The sequence below is a fragment of the Pseudoalteromonas sp. S408 genome (genome assembly GCF_005886645.1).
Classification (GTDB): Bacteria; Pseudomonadota; Gammaproteobacteria; order Enterobacterales; family Alteromonadaceae; genus Pseudoalteromonas.
Genome location: NZ_PNDY01000017.1, coordinates 65,548 through 85,075 on the forward strand (window position 1 = coordinate 65,548; position 19,528 = coordinate 85,075).

General features: G+C 40.6%; 13 protein-coding genes and 1 other RNA gene. 10 read left to right on the forward strand and 4 right to left on the reverse strand.

All coding sequences use genetic code 11. The features are described from left to right. Position 1 precedes the first annotated feature (1 nt). Both cydB and CWB62_RS13785 read right to left on the reverse strand, forming a co-directional pair. Complete coding sequence (cydB, locus tag CWB62_RS13780) at positions 2 to 1,141, reverse strand: cytochrome d ubiquinol oxidase subunit II (protein ID WP_058405701.1); 1,140 nt, start codon at positions 1,139 to 1,141, stop codon at positions 2 to 4. Positions 1,142 to 1,143: 2 nt separating this feature from the next. Then, positions 1,144 to 2,718, reverse strand: coding sequence for a cytochrome ubiquinol oxidase subunit I (locus tag CWB62_RS13785; RefSeq protein WP_138527969.1), 1,575 nt, complete (start codon positions 2,716 to 2,718; stop codon positions 1,144 to 1,146). Between the two features lie 299 nt (positions 2,719 to 3,017). On the opposite strand from CWB62_RS13785, the gene lpxB reads away from it, so the two are divergent. From lpxB to CWB62_RS13815, 6 genes are all read left to right on the forward strand, one after another. Then, complete coding sequence (lpxB, locus tag CWB62_RS13790; RefSeq protein WP_138527971.1) at positions 3,018 to 4,175, forward strand: lipid-A-disaccharide synthase; 1,158 nt, start codon at positions 3,018 to 3,020, stop codon at positions 4,173 to 4,175. Next, on the forward strand, positions 4,165 to 4,767 hold the full coding sequence (gene rnhB, locus CWB62_RS13795; protein WP_058405698.1) for a ribonuclease HII: 603 nt from the start codon (positions 4,165 to 4,167) through the stop codon (positions 4,765 to 4,767). Before lpxB ends, rnhB begins: the two co-directional genes overlap by 11 nt. A gap of 3 nt (positions 4,768 to 4,770) precedes the next feature. Next, positions 4,771 to 8,262, forward strand: coding sequence for a DNA polymerase III subunit alpha (gene dnaE / locus CWB62_RS13800; protein WP_138527973.1), 3,492 nt, complete (start codon positions 4,771 to 4,773; stop codon positions 8,260 to 8,262). 16 nt (positions 8,263 to 8,278) lie between these two features. Further along, positions 8,279 to 9,235, forward strand: coding sequence for an acetyl-CoA carboxylase carboxyl transferase subunit alpha (gene accA / locus CWB62_RS13805; protein WP_006793614.1), 957 nt, complete (start codon positions 8,279 to 8,281; stop codon positions 9,233 to 9,235). A 91-nt stretch (positions 9,236 to 9,326) separates the two neighbouring features. After that, a complete protein-coding gene (tilS, locus tag CWB62_RS13810; RefSeq protein WP_138527975.1) occupies positions 9,327 to 10,631 on the forward strand; it encodes a tRNA lysidine(34) synthetase TilS in 1,305 nt (434 codons plus the stop codon). Next, positions 10,632 to 10,982, forward strand: a complete 351-nt coding sequence (locus CWB62_RS13815) for a hypothetical protein (protein WP_058405695.1) — start codon at positions 10,632 to 10,634, stop codon at positions 10,980 to 10,982. Between the two features lie 65 nt (positions 10,983 to 11,047). On the opposite strand, the gene CWB62_RS13820 is transcribed toward CWB62_RS13815, so the two are convergent. Beyond that, the gene (locus CWB62_RS13820; RefSeq protein WP_058552863.1) at positions 11,048 to 11,944 is read right to left on the reverse strand and encodes a GGDEF domain-containing protein; all 897 of its coding nucleotides are present in this window, start codon (positions 11,942 to 11,944) and stop codon (positions 11,048 to 11,050) included. Positions 11,945 to 12,077: 133 nt separating this feature from the next. Here CWB62_RS13820 and CWB62_RS13825 point away from each other — a divergent pair, with 133 nt between their 5' ends. Then, the gene (locus tag CWB62_RS13825) at positions 12,078 to 14,051 is read left to right on the forward strand and encodes a monovalent cation:proton antiporter family protein (RefSeq protein ID WP_138527977.1); all 1,974 of its coding nucleotides are present in this window, start codon (positions 12,078 to 12,080) and stop codon (positions 14,049 to 14,051) included. A gap of 1 nt (position 14,052) precedes the next feature. On the opposite strand, the gene CWB62_RS13830 is transcribed toward CWB62_RS13825, so the two are convergent. Further along, complete coding sequence (locus tag CWB62_RS13830) at positions 14,053 to 15,198, reverse strand: patatin-like phospholipase family protein (RefSeq protein ID WP_138528061.1); 1,146 nt, start codon at positions 15,196 to 15,198, stop codon at positions 14,053 to 14,055. 237 nt (positions 15,199 to 15,435) lie between these two features. Between CWB62_RS13830 and CWB62_RS13835 the strand changes: the two genes are divergently transcribed. The 3 genes from CWB62_RS13835 (at position 15,436) to CWB62_RS13845 (ending at position 19,501) form a co-directional block, all read left to right on the forward strand. Further along, positions 15,436 to 16,308, forward strand: coding sequence for a DUF3014 domain-containing protein (locus CWB62_RS13835; RefSeq protein ID WP_138527979.1), 873 nt, complete (start codon positions 15,436 to 15,438; stop codon positions 16,306 to 16,308). A 138-nt stretch (positions 16,309 to 16,446) separates the two neighbouring features. Next, an RNA gene (gene ffs / locus CWB62_RS13840) (signal recognition particle sRNA small type) lies at positions 16,447 to 16,543 on the forward strand. Between the two features lie 195 nt (positions 16,544 to 16,738). Next, on the forward strand, positions 16,739 to 19,501 hold the full coding sequence (locus CWB62_RS13845; protein WP_138527981.1) for a hybrid sensor histidine kinase/response regulator: 2,763 nt from the start codon (positions 16,739 to 16,741) through the stop codon (positions 19,499 to 19,501). Positions 19,502 to 19,528 lie beyond the last annotated feature (27 nt).

Here is a 19,528-nt window from a genome sequence, read left to right on the forward strand (position 1 = left end):
CTTAGTAGCTGCCATGAGTGTTAGTTTCAATTTCTTCTACGGTTACTCTGCGCCACATTTTTACGTAACACCATGTGGTGTAGGTTAAAATTAATGGTACAAAAATGGCCACGGCTACAAGCATAATGTTAAGTGTTTTATGGCTTGAAACGGCGTCCCAAATTGTTAAGCTAATATTAGGGTTGTTAATTGATGGCATAATAAACGGGAATAATGAAACGCCCGCAGTCATAATGACACCCACTAGCATAAGCGCTGTTGAAATAAGCCCTAACGCTGGTTTATTGAGCTTAGAAAAAATTAGCGCGCTCAGCGCCATTGCAAACGCCAAAATAGGAAAGGTCATTGTCCATGAGCGTTCTGCATAATTATTTAGCCAAGCCCCTTTTGCTGTTGTAACCACTTTAGCTAGCGGATCAGCATGGCCTTGAGTATCGCCCATAGATACAATTTGGTAGCCATTCAAATTAGCAACCCATGCCCCCGCAGCTGCAAATAAAATAATAAATGCAATTAATGCATAACGCCCATATTGGCCAGAACGCTGTGCAACTGCATCTGCCGTTCTAAGTTGTAACCACATACCAGCATGGGCAATTAACATAGCTACACTAATTAAACCTGCAAGCAGTGCGAATGGGTTTAACAAGCCAAAAAATGAACCTTGGTAACTCACACGTAACAGGTTATCGATATTAAATGGGACACCTAAAAATAAATTACCAAATGCCACACCAAACACGAGTGCTGGAATAGCACTACCTGCAAACAGGCCCCAATCCCAGTTATTACGCCAGCGTTTAGAGTCAATTTTAGAGCGATAATCAAACCCAAGCGGTCTAAAAAAGAGGGCAAATAGTACGAGCATCATTGCAAAGTAAAAGCCCGAAAAAGCGGCGGCATACACCATAGGCCAAGCGGCAAATAACGCGCCACCGGCGGTAATAAACCATACTTGGTTACCATCCCAGTGCGCACCAATTGTGTTAATGACAGTACGTCGTTCTAAATCTGTTTTACCTACTAGACGAAGGAGCATAGCAACCCCCATATCCATACCGTCGGTAATTGCAAAGCCGATTAAAAGCACCCCAATGATCAACCACCACAACATTTTTAATGTTTCATAATCAAAAATCATGATTATTCTCCTTTTGCTTGTGTGTTGTTTGGCAGCTCAAAATGATATTTACCAGTGTGTAATGAGCTAGGGCCTTTTTTAATAAAGTGAATCATTAACCAGCCTTCAACAATGGCAAGGCCTGTATAGAAAATAATGAAACCTGTTAAGCTAATTAAAATATCGTTGACCGTCAGTGATGACGTTGCTAAAAAAGTCGGTAGTATTTCAGAAATAGCCCAAGGTTGGCGGCCATATTCTGCAACAATCCAGCCAAATTCAATCGCAATCCATGGCAATGGAATACTTAATACAGTGGCCCAAAGCAGCCAGCGTTTTTGTTCGATTATACGGTGTGCGTTGTAATAGAATGCTAATACAAACACGGCAAGCATAGCCACGCCACAGGCAACCATGATCCTAAACGACCAAAACATAGGGCCTACTTTTGGAAACGAATCTTTCACTGCTTTTTGAATTTGCTCATCTGTTGCATCAACAACATCTGATGTATATCGCTTAAGCAATAAGCCATAGCCTAAATCGTCTTTTACTGCGTCAAATTTAGCAATGTTTTCAGGCGTATCTTCGCCATTTCTGAGTTTAGTGAGATAGCCATAAGCAATCATACCGTTACGAATACGTACTTCATGTTTTTTCTCTAAATCAGAGATGCCCATTACTTTTTCGTCAAGTGAACGCGTAGCAATAATGCCCAATGCATAGGGTATTTTTACGGCTGCATGCGTTACTTGCTCTTCTGAGTCGGGAAAACCAAACGCAGTGAATGCAGCGGGCGCTTCTTCTGTATGCCACTCAGCTTCAATTGTCGCTAATTTTACTTTTTGAATTTCACCGACTTCGTAGCCTGATTCATCACCGAGTAAAATAACACATAAAATTGAGGCTAAGCCAAACCCCGATGCCACCGAAAATGACCGTTTAGCAAACGCTAAATCGCGGCCTTTGAGTATGTACCAGCTGCTTATGCCCAAAACAAACATAGATGCGGCAACATAGCCCGCCGACACGGTATGAATAAACTTAACCTGCGCTACGGGGTTAAATACCAGTTCTGCAAAACTGGTCATTTCCATACGCATTGTCTGGTAGTTAAACTCAGCCCCTACTGGATTTTGCATCCAACCATTCGCAATTAATATCCATAAAGCCGATAAGTTTGTGCCCAGCGCCATTAAAAAGGTAGCACCTAAATGTTGACGTTTAGACAGCCTATCCCACCCTAAGAAGAACATTCCCACAAAGGTTGATTCTAAAAAGAATGCCATTAACCCTTCAATAGCCAGAGGAGCACCAAATACATCGCCCACATAATGGGAGTAATACGACCAGTTAGTGCCAAATTCAAATTCCATCGTGAGGCCTGTGGCAACACCAATGGCAAAGTTAATGCCAAATAACTTACCCCAAAACTTAGTCATATCACGATAAATTTCGCGACCAGTCATAACGTAAACTGATTCCATAATAACTAAGATCCAAGTCATACCTATTGTTAACGGTACAAATATGAAGTGAAAGAGTGCAGTAATGACAAACTGCAGTCGCGATAGATCCACAAAGGTTTCATCTATCATTTTATGCTCCTTGAATGTGACGGATTAACTGGACAATGAGGTATTGGCAGAGTTAATTATTAAATGAACTTTCAGTAATTACTGAAAGTTTGTAATATTATTCACACTTGTTCAATACTTGTCAACATATATTAGTAAAACTTAATATATTATTTGTATGCTACATCAGTATTAAAAATAAACAACAATAGAGATTATATTTATAGATAAAAAACGAGTTGTTTAAAGCGTTTAATCACATACCAAAACGCGGTAAACTAAACTTATGACGCCCGATTTAAATATGAACCAAAAAGCAAATGACTAAAGAAAAAAAACAACTACGAATAGGTATAGTGGCAGGTGAGCTGTCGGGCGATATTTTAGGCGAAGGCCTGATAAAAGCATTAAAAATACATTTTCCAGACGCTACCTTTGAAGGGATTGCAGGGCCAAAAATGCAGGCGCAAGGCTGTAAAACGCTTTACGATATGGATGAGCTATCGGTAATGGGGTTGGTTGAAGTGCTAGGGCGCTTGCCTCGATTACTTAAAATACGTAAGCAATTGGTTCAACATTTTGTAGATAATCCACCCGATGTATTTATTGGAATAGACGCCCCTGATTTTAACCTACGCGTTGAGAAACCGTTAAAAGAGGCAGGTATTAAGACCGTTCAATACGTGAGTCCGTCTGTTTGGGCATGGCGCGAAAAACGCATACATACAATAAGCGCTGCTACTAACTTAGTGCTTGCATTATTACCGTTTGAAAAAGAATTTTACGATAAGCACCAAGTACCGTGTACGTTTGTAGGGCACACATTAGCTGACGATATAGCGCTTGAGCACAACGACAGCCAAGCACGTGCAGAATTAGGTTTAAGTCTTGATGACAAAGTACTTGCGTTACTACCAGGTAGCCGAGGCTCTGAAGTAGGCTTACTAAGCGAAACCTATATAAAGACAGCTGCGCAGTTACAAGCGCAAAACCCCAACCTTAAAATTGTAGTGCCGCTGGTAAACGAAAAGCGCAAAGCGCAGTTTACTGATATTTTAAATGCCACAGCACCTAGCCTTAATATTAGTTTGTTAGATGGGCAATCAAAATTAGCGATGCAAGCGGCAGATGCCATATTACTTGCATCAGGCACCGCCACGCTAGAAGGCATGCTCTATAAAAAGCCCATGGTAGTGGGTTATAAAATAAAGCCAATGAGTTATTGGATTTTTAAAACTTTATTCACCTTTAATATTAAGTATTTTTCACTGCCTAACTTATTGGCCGATGAAGAGTTAGTACCTGAATTTTTACAAAGCGAATGTAACGTAGCCAATTTAACAGGCGCACTTACACCTATGCTAGAGACAGATAACAAACAATTAAAAGCACGGTTTTTAGCAATTCATGAAAAAATTAGATTAAACGCCAGCAAACAAGCAGCGCAAGCTGTCGCGGAGTTAATACATGCAAATTGAACGACCTAATGTAACCTTAATTGCCGGTGTAGATGAAGTAGGGCGCGGCCCGCTTGTAGGTGATGTTGTTACCGCTGCGGTAATACTCGACCCAACTAAACCTATTGCAGGTTTAGCCGACTCTAAAAAGTTAACAGATAAAAAGCGCCAAGCATTGGCTTCAGAAATAAAAGAAAAAGCACTGTGCTATGCCTATGGGCGTTGCAGCCCATCAGAAATTGACGAGTTAAATATTTTACACGCTACCATGCTTGCTATGAGCCGCGCAGTTGAAGGGTTAAGCACACAGCCTGAATTTGTATTTATAGATGGTAATCGTTTACCGAAATTAACAATGCCGGCACAAGCGGTTGTTAAGGGCGATAGCCTAGTGGCTGAAATATCAGCAGCGTCTATTTTAGCTAAAGTAGCGCGTGATGATGAAATGGTTGAACTCGATGCACGCTACCCACAATATGGGTTTGCAGGGCATAAAGGTTACCCAACTAAAGCGCACTTTGCAGCGCTTGAGCAATACGGCGCAATTGACGAACACCGTAAAAGCTTTAAGCCTGTACAACGTGTGCTAATGCAAGCTAAGGGTGAGGCATAAACCATGGCTGCACCAGAGTTTGTACATTTAAGGGTTCACTCAGACTTTTCGATGGTTGATGGCTTAGCCAAAACCAAGCCAATAGTCGCTAAAGCGCAAGAGCTTGAAATGCCTGCGCTTGCTATTACCGATCAAATGAACTTTTGTGGTTTAGTGCGCTTTTATGGCGCCACGCACAATGCGGGTATAAAGCCGATTGTTGGCGCTGATTTTTGGCTGCGTAGCCCTGAATTCCCCGATGAACCATGCCGCATTACAATTTTAGCTAAAGACAATGTAGGTTATAAAAATATAACGCTATTAATTTCTGAAGCGTATCAGCGGGGTCATGTTTTTCATCGCCCAGTCATCGACAGAGAATGGTTAGCTAACCACAAAGAAGGGTTAATTATCCTATCTGGCGCGAAAGATGGTGATTTAGGTAAGGCGCTTTTAAAAAATAACCCTGGTGTTATTGAATCCGTTATTAGCTTCTACAAGCAGCACTTTAGCGATCATTACTATTTAGAATTGGTCCGCACAAATCGTCCACTTGAGGAAGACTACTTACACATGGCGGTAGAGCTTGCCGCTAAAGAGCAGTTACCCGTTGTAGCAACCAACGAAGTGGTATTTTTAAAGCCCGAAAATTTTGAAGCGCATGAGATTCGAGTTGCTATTTTTGATGGTTACACCCTTGATGATAAGCGCCGTCCAAAACGTTTCTCAGAAGAGCAGTACCTAAAAACGCCTGAGCAAATGGCTGAGCTATTTAGCGATATACCCGAAGCACTGCAAAATACTGTAGAAATAGCCAAACGCTGTAATGTGACTGTAAAGTTAGGCGAATACTTTTTGCCAGATTACCCAACAGGCTCCCTTAATATTGATGAGTTTTTGGTGAAAGTTTCAGAAGACGGCCTTGAAGAACGTCTACAGTTTTTATTCCCAGATGAAGAAGAGCGTAAAGTAAAACGCGTTGAATACGACGAACGTTTAGCTGTGGAACTTGGTGTAATTAACCAAATGGGTTTTCCGGGTTACTTCTTAATCGTAATGGAGTTCATTCAGTGGAGTAAAGATAACAATATTCCGGTAGGTCCAGGGCGTGGTTCGGGTGCGGGTTCATTAGTAGCATATGCACTTAAAATTACCGACCTTGATCCGCTTGAATTTGACTTACTCTTTGAGCGATTTCTAAACCCTGAACGTGTATCTATGCCCGATTTCGACGTCGATTTTTGTATGGATAGGCGCGATGAAGTAATTGATCATGTATCGGCATTGTATGGGCGGGACGCGGTATCACAAATTATCACCTTTGGTACTATGGCGGCAAAAGCGGTAATACGCGATGTAGGCCGTGTACTTGGTCATCCTTATGGGTTTGTTGATCGCATTTCGAAGTTGATCCCAGGCGATCCAGGGATGACCCTTGCCAAAGCTTTTGAAGTAGAGCCGCGCTTACAAGAAGCCTACGACGGCGACTCTGAGGTAAAAGACTTAATAGACATGTGTCGCATCCTAGAAGGGTGTACGCGTAATGCCGGTAAGCATGCCGGTGGTGTTGTAATATCGCCGACGACCATTACCGATTTTGCTGCACTTTATTGTGACGATGAAGGTAAGTTTCCGGTTACCCAGTTTGATAAAAACGACGTAGAAACCGCAGGCCTTGTTAAGTTCGATTTCTTGGGCTTACGTACCTTGACCATTTTGCAGTGGGCTGTGGATATGACCAACGTGCGCATGCAGCGCGAAGGCAAAGAGCCTGTTGATATCAACACCATTCCACTGGATGATAAAAAAAGCATAGAGCTATTACTACGCGCCGAAACAACGGCAGTGTTTCAGCTAGAATCGCGTGGTATGAAAGACCTAGTACGCCGCCTTAAGCCCGATTGTTTTGAGGATATGATTGCACTCGTGGCCTTGTTCCGCCCAGGGCCACTGCAATCAGGCATGGTAGATAACTTTATTGACCGAAAACTCGGCCGAGAAGAAATCTCATACCCAGATGCGCAATACCAACACGAAAGCTTAAAACCAATACTTGATCCGACATACGGCATTATTTTGTATCAAGAACAAGTAATGCAAATAGCGCAGGTGCTCGCAGGTTATACGTTGGGTGGCGCTGATATGTTACGCCGTGCAATGGGTAAGAAAAAACCCGAAGAAATGGCAAAGCAACGTTCAACGTTTGAAGATGGCGCGCGTAATAATGGTATTGACGGCGAACTAGCCATTAAAATCTTCGACTTGGTAGAAAAGTTCGCAGGTTATGGTTTTAATAAATCTCACTCAGCGGCTTATGCATTGGTTTCGTACCAAACGTTATGGATGAAAACGCACCATCCGGCAGAATTTATGGCTGCAGTAATGTCGGCTGATATGGATAACACCGATAAAATAGTTATTTTGGTGGATGAATGTGAAAACATGAAACTCACCTTATTACCGCCCGATGTAAACGCGGGAGAGTTTAAGTTTACGGTAAATCTGCAAGGTGAAATTGTTTACGGTATTGGCGCTATTAAAGGCGTAGGTGAAGCGCCGGTAGACGCTATTTTAGAAGCGCGCGCAAAAGGCGGCCCGTTTAAAGATTTATTTGATTTTTGTGCTCGCGTTGACTCAAAACGCTTAAATAAACGGGTTACCGAAAAATTAATTTATGCCGGTGCGCTTGATCAATTAGGGCCAGAGAAAACCCAAGCAGGGCGTGCAACGTTACTGGCAAGTTTAAAAGATGCCATGCGCGCAGCCGATCAGCACAACAAGGCAGAGCAACTAGGGCAAAGTGATTTATTTGGTTTATTAGCCACCGAGCCTGATGAAGTTGAGCAAGCCTTTATTAAGGCGACGGGGCTGACCGACAATGAATGGTTAGAGGGTGAAAAAGACACGCTAGGCCTTTATTTAACAGGGCATCCGATAAATCAGTACCGAAAAGAACTTAGGTATTACACCAGCGGAAAGCTGGTGGATTTACAACCAACTAATCGTGATGTACTCTCAACCGCTGCTGGTTTGGTTATTTCTGCTCGCACATTAATTAATAAAAAAGGGAACCGCTGGGGCTTAATAACTTTAGATGACAAGAGCGCCCGTATTGATGTACGCTTGTTCCCAGAACAGTTTGAAATGTACCAAGAAATGCTGCAAGTTAATAATATCTTGGTAATATCTGGACAGGTCAGCTTTGATAACTTCTCTGGTGGCATTACAATGACCGCCAGAGAAATAAACACCATTGCTCAAGCGCGTGAAAAACGCATTAAAGCGATTAAAATGACGCTGAACATGGTGCAAATCGAGGCAGGTTTCTTCGATAAATTACAAAAAGTACTCGAACCTTATAAAATGGGAACGTGTCCGATCAAGGTTTATTACCAACGCCCCGATGCGTTGGCGCAATTAACCCTAGGGATCGAATGGTGTGTCACGCCGAGCGACGACTTAATTCATAAGTTATCACTTATGGCGGCACAAAATGTAGAACTAGAATTTAACTGATTAGGTAGTTTAGAGCATGAGCCTCAATTATCTTGATTTTGAGCTTCCAATTGCAGAATTAGAAGCAAAAATTGAAGAATTACAAAGCATAAGCCGCGCTGGCGAGTTAGACCTTGAGTTAGAAGAGGAAGTCAGCAAATTAAAAGAAAAAAGTGCTAAACAAAAAGAGGAAATATTCTCAAATTTAGGCGCTTGGCAAGTATCACAGTTAGCACGTCATCCGTTGCGTCCTTACACTCGAGACTATATCGAGCGCATTTTTACGGAATTTGACGAGTTTGCAGGCGATCGTACATTTGCTAATGATCCGGCTATTTTAGGCGGTGTTGCACGTTTAGATGGCGAACCAGTGATGGTTATTGGCCAACAAAAAGGGCGTGACACAGCTGAAAAAATTAAACGCAATTTTGGTATGCCAAAGCCAGAAGGTTACCGTAAAGCACTACGCTTAATGGAAATGGCTGAGCGCTTCAAAATGCCAATTATGACCTTTATCGACACACCAGGTGCCTACCCAGGTGTGGGCGCTGAAGAGCGTGGTCAGTCTGAAGCAATCGCTCGTAACCTTAAAGTAATGGCTGCACTTAAAGTGCCCACTATTTGTACGGTTATTGGTGAAGGTGGTTCAGGTGGTGCATTAGCCATTGGTGTTGGCGACAGAGTTAACATGTTGCAATACAGCACGTACTCGGTAATTTCGCCAGAAGGGTGTGCATCAATTTTATGGAAAAGCGCAGATAAAGCGCCACTTGCAGCAGAAGCCATGGGTGTAACGGCTGAGCGCGTTAAAGAGTTAGACTTAATCAATAACTTAGTTGATGAGCCTTTAGGTGGCGCGCACCGCAATTACGATGCAATGGCGCGTAACTTAAAAACGCGTTTAAAGCGTGATTTAGCAGACTTACAAGCGCTTTCGCTTGAAGACATGCTTGATCAACGTTACAAGCGTTTAATGTCGTTTGGTTACTGCTAACAGTAGTTACTGATATTAAATGTTAAAAAAAGCCGCCTATGCGGCTTTTTTGTTTTAAAATACATTAAATTATAATTTTATAGCGTGTTGTATGCAGTCATCAGCCATTTACCAGCAATTAAAAAAGTCATTAAGTAGCTATATTAAACAACCTAATAGTGCATTTACTGTTGCGCTTTCAGGTGGGGTAGATTCGGTTGTGTTGCTGCATTTAATGAGTAAGCTAAAAAGTGAAGTTGATACGATTACGCTCAGTGCTGTGTATGTTAATCATGGGTTGAGTAAACATGCTCATGATTGGCAACAGTTTTGTAAACGCTTATGTATAGACCTTGGCGTGTCATTTCAGGCGGTGAGTGTCAACATAGAGGTTCAATCACGAACAAGCTTAGAAGCTCAAGCACGTGATGCTCGCTATAAAGCGCTCGACGAGGTATGCCCAAAAAACAGTATTATATTGCTAGGGCAACACTTAAACGACCAAATAGAAACTTTTTTACTGCGTTTAAAACGAGGTTCTGGTTTAAAAGGTCTCGGCGCTATGCATCAAAAGCGCGTATTAAAAAGTGGCAGAGTGTGTTTTAGACCACTTTTAGATGTGAAACGAAGTGAAATTGAGAGCTTTGCTGCACAATATGGTATTGATCATATTACAGATGACTCCAATACTGATGAGCGCTTCGATCGTAACTTTTTGCGCGCCAGTGTTGTACCCTTACTTGCAGAGCGGTTTGATGGCTTTGAGCAGTGTGCAGCTCGCAGTATTGAGTTACTTCAGCAACAACAAGCTCTACTTGATGAATATATTTTTACTGATTTAAATCAAAGTTTAAGTACGCAACAAGCGTTATGTATTAACAACATAAAGTCATACAGTGAGTCGCGTTTAGCGAATGTGGTAAGAGCGTGGCTGGGTTTGTTTACTGAAATAATGCCATCTCAAAAGCAGTTGTCACAAATTATCAACCAGGCAATAAATGCTCAGGCCGACGCACAAATTCAAATTGACTTAGTTGATGGACAAGTTAGACGCCATCAAGGGAGTTTGTATTTTGTAATTCAAAATAACATTGTGAATGATGATAAGTTAATCACTCATGAACTCACCCTCAATGATGGCCGCATATTAACAAAGCAAAGCGGTGCAGGAATAAGAGCGCCGTATGCTAATGAGCAGGTTTCAGTAAGGTTTAATTGCAATAGCGCTCGTATAACACCACTAAAAAAGCCAGGAAGCAACACCGTTAAGCACTGGTTTAAAGATGCAAAAATAGCGCCTTGGCTTCGAAGTCATGTGCCCCTTATTTTCTACAACGACGAATTAGTCCAAGTGGTTGGCTATTTTATAAGTGAAAAACATTATGATGAAAATGGTATTTATTGGGAGTGTAAATAAATGAGTAAACAGCCACATGTTGGGTTATCGCTGGTTAATAAAGCCCCATTAGGCATGCTATTTACAGCCCTAATAGCGTTAGTTGCTAATGTATTACTCGATTTGAACATTGTTACTTTAGCCTATGCTATTTCGGGTGGTGCTGTATCAGCGGTTATTTTAATGGCTTACTGGTTAGGTAAAGGCGGCATATTTTTTATACTAGGGGTGAGTTTACCATTAGTTTTAGTGTTATTTACGCCTCTTGGCACCGCCACTGCCTTAATTAATTTAGTGAGTGGTTACTTTTTTGGTTTTTGTGTAGCGCTTACTATTTATAAGTTTTTACCCGCAAAGCCTATTAAGCAATAGGGTCGCGGTTTGCATAAAAAAGGCCCCGCGGGGGAAGCGAGGCCTTTATTAATTAAATCGTTAAGTTAATATGCTTTAGCGCAATTTCTACCAGACGCTTTAGCTTTGTACAATCCTTTATCTGCTCGTGAGAATAATTCTATATCGCAGTCTTTACTTGTCGCTAATGTGTAACCAATACTTACCGTTACGCTGTATTTAGACATTAAACTTGAGTGTTTTACAAATTGCATAATGCGTTCAGAAATCACTTTGTTAGTTGTAAACTCAGGGTCTTCAATTAGTATTGCAAATTCATCACCACCAAATCTAAATACAGTATCTGTCGCACGTATACTTGAATTTAATACTGTGGCAAATTCTTTAAGTGTATCGTCACCAATTTTATGACCAAACTGATCATTGACCTGCTTAAAGTTATCAAGGTCTAATAACATTAAGCTGAAAGGGCGTTGATAACGACGACAGTTTTCTAGTTTTTGAGATAAAATGTCATTAAATTGACTACGGTTATTTAAACCCGTTAGAGAGTCTTTTGTTGCCAATTTAAGAACGCGGCTATACATCATCGCATTACGTAGCGGGTAAACCAACGCTGAGTGAAGCGCCCGTAGCTTGCTTTCAATTGCTTTGCCTAAAGGGTATTTACTAAAGTAAATAAGTTGCCCTAAATGCTCTCTTCCAATTGCTAAATCAAAAATATAGGGTGTACTGTTTGTATCACTTTCAGACGTTTGTGCGGTACCAAGCGTTGATTGAAACTGCAACCCCGTAAAGTTTAAAAGCTTTTTTGTAAACTTTGCATATATGGCTAATACATCTTCAATAACTAAACTAGTTTGTAGCTCAGCGACTAACTCATGTGTTGCCGTTGTTTCGTGATTTGGTGTGTGCTCAGCCGAAAACGGCAAAAAATCGCCGCGACCAGAGACACGTTGCGTCAAAATATGGACATTTTCCATTAAATTCTCCCCCGAGGGTGTTGCTTTGCCATTATTAAGCGATTTCTGTGCCATATTTTAAAACTAGCTTAAAAACAATTGCTTGCTATATTTAAACTACATCCCTTAGTTTAATTGACGCCAGAGGCCAAATTTGCAAAGTATTAATGCTCAGTTTTTTGGCTTGCTTGTGGCTGCCGTAATTTTTGTGTGGTTTTTTAAGCGTATCGGTTTGCCGCCAATTTTGGCGTACCTGGCAACAGGTGTTTTAGCAGGCAGCCATGGCGTTGGTTGGTTGGAACATACGCACGAGATAGACTTTGTTGCAGAGCTAGGCATTGTATTTTTGCTTTTTAGTTTAGGGCTTGAGTTTTCAATTTCCCGATTAATGGCAATGCGCAATATTGTATTTGGATTAGGGTCACTGCAGGTGATTGTAACCAGTTTAGTGCTCATTATAATTTTGTATTGTTTAAACTTTAGCTTGCTTACCAGCTTTACTATTGGCTCTATTATGGCGCTGTCTTCAACGGCAGTCGTTGTTAAATTACTAAAAGAAAGTGGAGAACTTAATCAGCGCAGAGGGCAATTAGCAATAGGTGTATTGTTGTTCCAAGATATTGCGGTCGTACCTTTACTTATTATTCTTCCTTTATTTGCCACAAGCGATTCACAAACAATTGGATGGGCGTTGGCATTTTCTCTGACTAAAGGGGCTTTTGTTTGCATGCTACTTTGGGCTATAGGTAAGTGGGTACTGCCTAAAGTATTTAACGAAATAGCTTTAGTACGAACCGATGAGCTATTTGTACTGACTACACTACTCGTTGCTTTATTTGCAGGGCTACTCACTTATATGTTTGGTTTATCAATGGCGTTAGGTGCATTCCTGGCCGGTATGATGCTAGGAGAAAGTCATTACAGGCATCAGCTTGAAGCAGATATACGACCATTTCGCGATATTTTAATGGGGCTATTTTTTGTAACCGTAGGCATGCAGCTCGATTTACTTTATGTGTTAAGTAATGGCGTTATTATCGTTGCTGCCTTACTAGGGTTGTTGGTTTTAAAAATAGCCGTGGTTGCTATTAGTGCACAACTAATGGGTGAGCGAAAGCATGACTCATTAGCGTGTGGAATTATGCTGTGGCAAATGGGAGAGTTTGGTTTTGTGTTAATTGCTTTAGGGAGGCAGCACCAACTATTAACAAGCGAACACATTTCATTTTTAATTGCGCTTGGCGTGTTATCAATGGCGTTAACCCCATTTTTAATTGAAAAAACACCCACCATTTTGAGGCGTTTGGGATTATTAAATAGCCCAAGCGTAGCATGGGATAGCGAGCCACAAGTAAGTATGCTTTACACAAACCATGTAGTCATTTGTGGTTTTTCGAGGGTAGGGCAAACAATAGCGCGTTTTTTAAAACCAGAGGCAATTGAATATGTTGCTGTAGAAAGTAACCCCATACTTGTTCAAGAAGGAAAGGCAGCGGGTGAGCCTGTAATATTTGGCCACGTTAAACAAAAAGATATTTTAAAGTGTGCTGGTGTAGAGCGTGCACGCTTGGTGATTATTACATTTACTGAATTTGACCAAACACAAATAGTGATAGACGCAATAAAGCAAATCGCACCCGAGGTAAAAATACTGATACGTACACGAGACGACAGTCAACTTGAAAAGCTTCGTGAGCTTGGTGTAACAGAAGTAGTACCAGAATCACTTGAAGCAAGTTTAATGATAGTCTCGCATGTTTTATCTATGTCGGGTGTCCCCATGAGCCGAATTATTAGGCGTGTTAGCGATGAGCGAAGAAATCGCTATCAGTTTCTACAACGTTTTTTTACGGGCGAACATATAAACAATGATGAGGGGAATTCAGATAAGTTAGAATATTTACATGTGGTTGCTCTTCCCGATAAAGCACATGCGGTTAATAAAAGCATACACGAGCTTAATTTAGTAAAGCGCAGGGTGTCTATAAAAGCATTGCGACGCCAAGACCGAGAAATAGATGCCCCTTCAGATCAAATTGTCCTGCTAGCAAACGATATACTCGTTTTACAAGGTAAACCACGGCGGGTAGAACGAGTAGAACATTTTTTACTAGGTGGCATTGAATAAGTTAATCGAGCCCTAAAAACGCCCTTATTTCGGGTAGCTTAGCCATACCATCTTGATACCCTATTTCCATTAAATGTTGGGTGTAGCGTTTTTCAAATAATAAGTAACTAGTTAAACTTGATTGAGAGTGTTTTTTAACACCAATAATTCGCAACAATACTTTTATCGCCCATGGCATATCGTTGTAATACTGCGCCGCAATGACATTAAAATTTTGTGAGGGATTAATAATAAAGCTATCTATTTGTTTTAGCTCTTGGTGTTTATCTCGTGCAGGTAAAAGACCCAAAGTGCGGTTTATTCTGCCTAAACGTTCTAAATCTGACTGCATGGTGTCGGTAAATACACTATCAAGCAAGTGCCCTGCAACAGCCGAAAGCCCGGGGTAATGTGCAGAATACCCCGATGGATGCGGCTCTTTAGGTTCATCGACACCAATAATAAATATTTTTTCGGCGCCTAAATGTATTGATGGGCTAAGCGGTGACAATTGATGTATAGAGCCGTCACCAAAGTAATGGTTATGAATATTAACGCTTGGAAACACCATTGGAATAGCACTTGATGCCATTAAATGATCAACATTGATGCGTGTAGAGCGTCCTTCACGCTTAGCTCTTTGCCAAGGTATTTGCGTATTTGATTGAAAAAAAGCAACCGAGTCACCCGTTGTGTAACTTGAGGCGGTAATAGAAAGAGCCTCTAAATAGTTACGGTGTAAATTACGCTCTATGCGGTGAAGGTCTAAAATCTCGTTAAGTAAGCCACGCAAAGGACGATTATTCAGTAAGCTCGCAGGTGGGTGGTTAATATGTTCGGATTGAAAGCTGGTTAAAATATTACGCGCAATGTGGCCAAAAACACTCAAAAAATCACTTTTGTAGACCATAGAGGTCGAAAAGTTTTTCCATACAGATTCTAATTTACGCACAGCTAAATGAGCGCAAGAGGCATAACACGCTAAGGCTGCAGAATTTATAGCTCCGGCAGATGTACCATTAATTATTCTAAAAGGAAGAGGTGCGGTACGTGGCATGCTATGAGCTAATGCTTTTAAAACACCTACTTGATACGCAGCTCTAGCACCACCACCGGTAAGTAATAAGGCTGTTTTAGGCTTTTTTGGATCTATTTGCTTAATTTTCATATTGGTGGTTAAACTGTTCAACGTCTTTACTTTATTTATCAACTGTAAGTCTTTAAGCTAGAAGAATCAAAGGATAACTGTTCTTGAAAAAGTGCCTGCTTTTTTATAGCGCAATTTAATGCGCAATTCAGGCCGAATAATTTAAGGTATTAATTTAATAAAAGCTCGAACAGAATGAATTTAATCCACTTAGGCTACTCTAAGTGATATCGCATTTTAATTTTTTATGGAGTTAGTATGTCAGACTCATCAGATGTTCAAAAACGCTCACCAAACAGTAATCTACTTCTTGCCATTATTACGCTAATTGTTGTTGCCTGTGTTGTTGCTTTCGTATTACTCAAACCAAGTGACGAGCCAGTGTCGAGAACAGAGGTAACAAAGCCGATAAAAGAGCAGCCAATAATGGAACTTAAGCCATTAAATGAACCAGATATAATTGAGCTAGAAGAGCCAACAGTCATTGAGCAACCCGCAGAGCTCGAAGTGCCAGCGCAGCGAATAGTTAAACCAGAACCAGAAGTAGCTACGCTACCTGCCTTAAATGATAGTGATACTGTGGTTGTTGCTAAAATTGACGAGTACTTGAGTGACTCTGTTATGAGCCTATTGGTCACTGATGATGTTATTCGCCGAGGTGTTGTTTTTATTGATAACTTAGCCCAAGGTAAAGTTGCTAAAAAACATAACCCTGTTATCAAACCCCAAGAAAGCTTTAGTGTCAGCGAAGGGGACATTTTAACCATTGATCCGAATAGTTATGAGCGTTATACACCTTATGTAAAAGTATTTACGAGTATGAGTGCAGCGCAAGTGGTCCGATTGTATGAAGAGTACAAGCCACTTATTAATGATGCATACACAGAAATTGGTTACGGCGATGATGAGTTTAAACAAACATTGAACGACGCAATTGATTTACTGCTTGATACACCAGAACCAGAAGGCGCCTTACCACTTCTTCGTGACTCAGTGACTTATCAGTATGCGTTTTCTGAATGGGAGCAACTACCCGCAGCTCAAAAGCAGTTATTACGTATGGGTCCAGAAAACATGAAAAAAGTGAAAGGCGCATTACGTAATATAAAAGCGCAATTAGAGAGCAATTAACAGCCACAAATTAAATTTTAATACGGCGATTGTATATGAAGTATGCAATCGCACTTTCTTTTTTGATTATCCCTTGAATAACACAGTAAAAGTAGAGATAATCCCTCCCGCGCCAACCAAGGCCCTCAATGGTAGTCTTATTGGTCCTCTCGCAACACTAGCAGGCGAACCTGGTCAGGCCCGGAAGGGAGCAGCCACAGTTTGTGACGTGTGTGCCGAGATGTGGCTGGTAAGACTGCCACCCAAATTCCTCATTTGGGTGACAACCTCTCAACTCATTTAAAAAATTATAATTAAATACCAGTGGTTTATTTTCTGTTGTTCCCTCTGTTTCTACCTTATAGACAACACTTAGATATTGCGCAATAATGAAATAAAGCGTTAACGTTAACGCTACACATGTTAAATCAGATGCCCAAGGGTTGTTGTAATGTCTCAAAGAAGTAAGTGGGCACTAGCTATTTTATTAGGGTTAATAGGCGGGTTGGTTAACCTTTTACCCCTGTATTTTTTCGATAGTTCTGAATTTTTATTTGGACAAATTTTTGTTTTATGCAGCTTAGTATTCACTGGGTTGCGCTACTCCTGTCTTACGCTTGCGATTGTCTCGAGTTTTTTACTTTATAGGTGGGGCCACTGTTGGCCCAGTGTAGTGTATTTGCTTGAGCTTTTATGGCTTTATACTTTCTGTTTGAGGCGTTCAAAACCCATTTTACCTTTAGGTGCCGTATTTTGGTTTTTAGTGGGGCTACCTATTATTTGGGTGATAGGCCAGTTTGTAATGGATTTAGCGTCGCTAACGCTTATTGTTGCAGTGTTTAAATACCTGGTTAACGCATTAATCAGCTTAGCATTGGTTGATTTGATTAGTATATTTGTTCCTTATGCTAGTCGTGCTTATCAAGGACGTCCACTGGCTCGTATTCTTAGTTATGTGGTCAGTGTTATTATTGTTTTGGTTGTGCTTATTACAAGTGTTTTTTTGGTTAACGACCATCATTCGCGTATAGAGTATGAGGTAAATGCGCAGCTTGAGGAAAAAGCAAAATCTATTAGCACACAGTTGAATGACTATTTGCAGTTTCATAAAAACGCGGTGGTAATGAGTAGTGATGCCATTGGGGGTGGGATTGATATAAAACAGCAGCTCACACAGTTAATGGATTTATACCCAGGTTTTACTACGAGTTTATATGCAATGCCAAATGGGTATGTCGCTAAAAGTATTCCTGAAACATTACTTGCAGGGCTTAGTGAGGAGAAGCGATTTGTAAACGACCGACCGTATTTTTCACAAGCTCAACAGTATCCCAAAGGTTACAGTAGTGGGGTGTTTCAGGGGCGTGGTCTTGGGAATGAGCCTATAGTTGCTCTTTCTGCACCAATATACAAAAATAACGAGTTTTATGGTGTTGTAGAGGGCTCTTTAAAGCTAGAGCGCTTAGAGCAGTATATTCCAAATTTGTTTAATCAAACTGGTGAGCTAATTATACTCGATGCTGAGCAAAGAATTGTTTTTAGCTCTTTGGCACAATTTCAAATACTGGCTGATTTTAAGACGTTAGATTTTACAATAAGCAACCTGGGCGATAATCAACTTTTTCGTTCTGTTAATAATGAAGTATTTCATACCAATCAGTATGTTGATACTAGTAGTCAATGGCAAGTTATTACGTTTTACAATCGTAAACACTTAACTAAGGTGGTAGCAACAGCTTGGCTACCAACAATATTGTTTAGTGCAGTGTTGATTTTTTTAGTGGTGTTGTTTATTCATCATTTATCTAATTTATTAGTTCAGCCAATTATTGGTTTGACTAATTTAATGTATGGTTTTAATAAATCAGACAAACAACACTTTAATACAGAGTCTAGCTGGTACGAAGTGCTGCAGCTGCAACAACAGTTTAAAATGTTGGGGAATGCCTTAAGGGACTCAATAGAAAGTTTACAGGCGTCTAATATTAAAAATCAGGATTTAAATAAACAGCTAAGCCAATTTAACCAGCAGTTGGAAGTTAAAGTGGCTGAGCAAACAGATGAGCTAACAAAAGCAGTTAAATCAGCTAATGAAGCTAATAAAGCTAAGTCACAGTTTTTGGCCAACATGAGTCATGAACTGCGTACTCCTATGAATGGCATTTTAGGTATGGGAGAGGTATTACTGCGAGATACAACCCTTACAGATGATCAACGCGAGCTGCTTGAAACACAGCAAAAAAGCTCCAAAAATCTACTACAAATATTAAATGATATTTTAGACTTTTCTAAAATTGAAGCAAACGCCATGCAAATTAGCCCGCGAGCAACTTTGCTTACTCCGTTTATTGAAAATATTCACTCGTTATTTTCACCCATTATTCATTCCAACGATGTTGAGTTTATTATTCAACAGAGTCCCGACTTACCCGATTGCGTAAATGTAGACGACTTACGTTTAAATCAAGTAATTATTAACTTATTGTCTAATGCGCAAAAGTTTACTCAGGCTGGGTTTGTGCGTTTATCGTTTGATTACAGTGATCAGCAGCTCACGGTAAGTGTGTCTGATAGCGGTATTGGGATCGAAAAAGAGCAGCAGCTATTACTTTTCAGTGAATTTACTCAAGCAGATGCTAGCGTAGCACGTAAATATGGCGGTACAGGCCTTGGGTTGGCTATTTGCCAAGGTTTGATTAAAAAAATGAGTGGTGAAATAATCTTAAATAGCGTGCCAGGTTTGGGTAGCACTATTAAGTTTTCAATAAATGCCCCTAAAGCGCAAAGTGTCGATTTAGCAAAGCCGGTCCAAGCACAGTCGCTACCAGACTTGCTAAATAAGGATATTTTGCTGGTGGAAGATAACCCTATAAACCGCCAAGTAATTGCAAAAATGTTAGAGCCAACAGCTGTTACTATTACAATGGCAAACGACGGTTTAGAAGCGCTTAAAGCATTAAAAAGTAATGTGTTTGATTTAATTTTAATGGACTGTCAAATGCCTAATATGGACGGTTATGAATGTACTATACGCATTCGCGAAAATGAAATAGGTGCAGATAAACGGGTTCCAATTATCGCCATTACAGCCAATGCATACGAAGAAGATAAGCAGCGTTGTTTAGATGTAGGTATGGATGACTTTATTTCAAAGCCGGTTAACTCTCAGGGGTTATTTAGCGTTATTGCTAATAATCTTATAAAGATAAATTAAGTATAATTGACAAAGGCCATACAATAT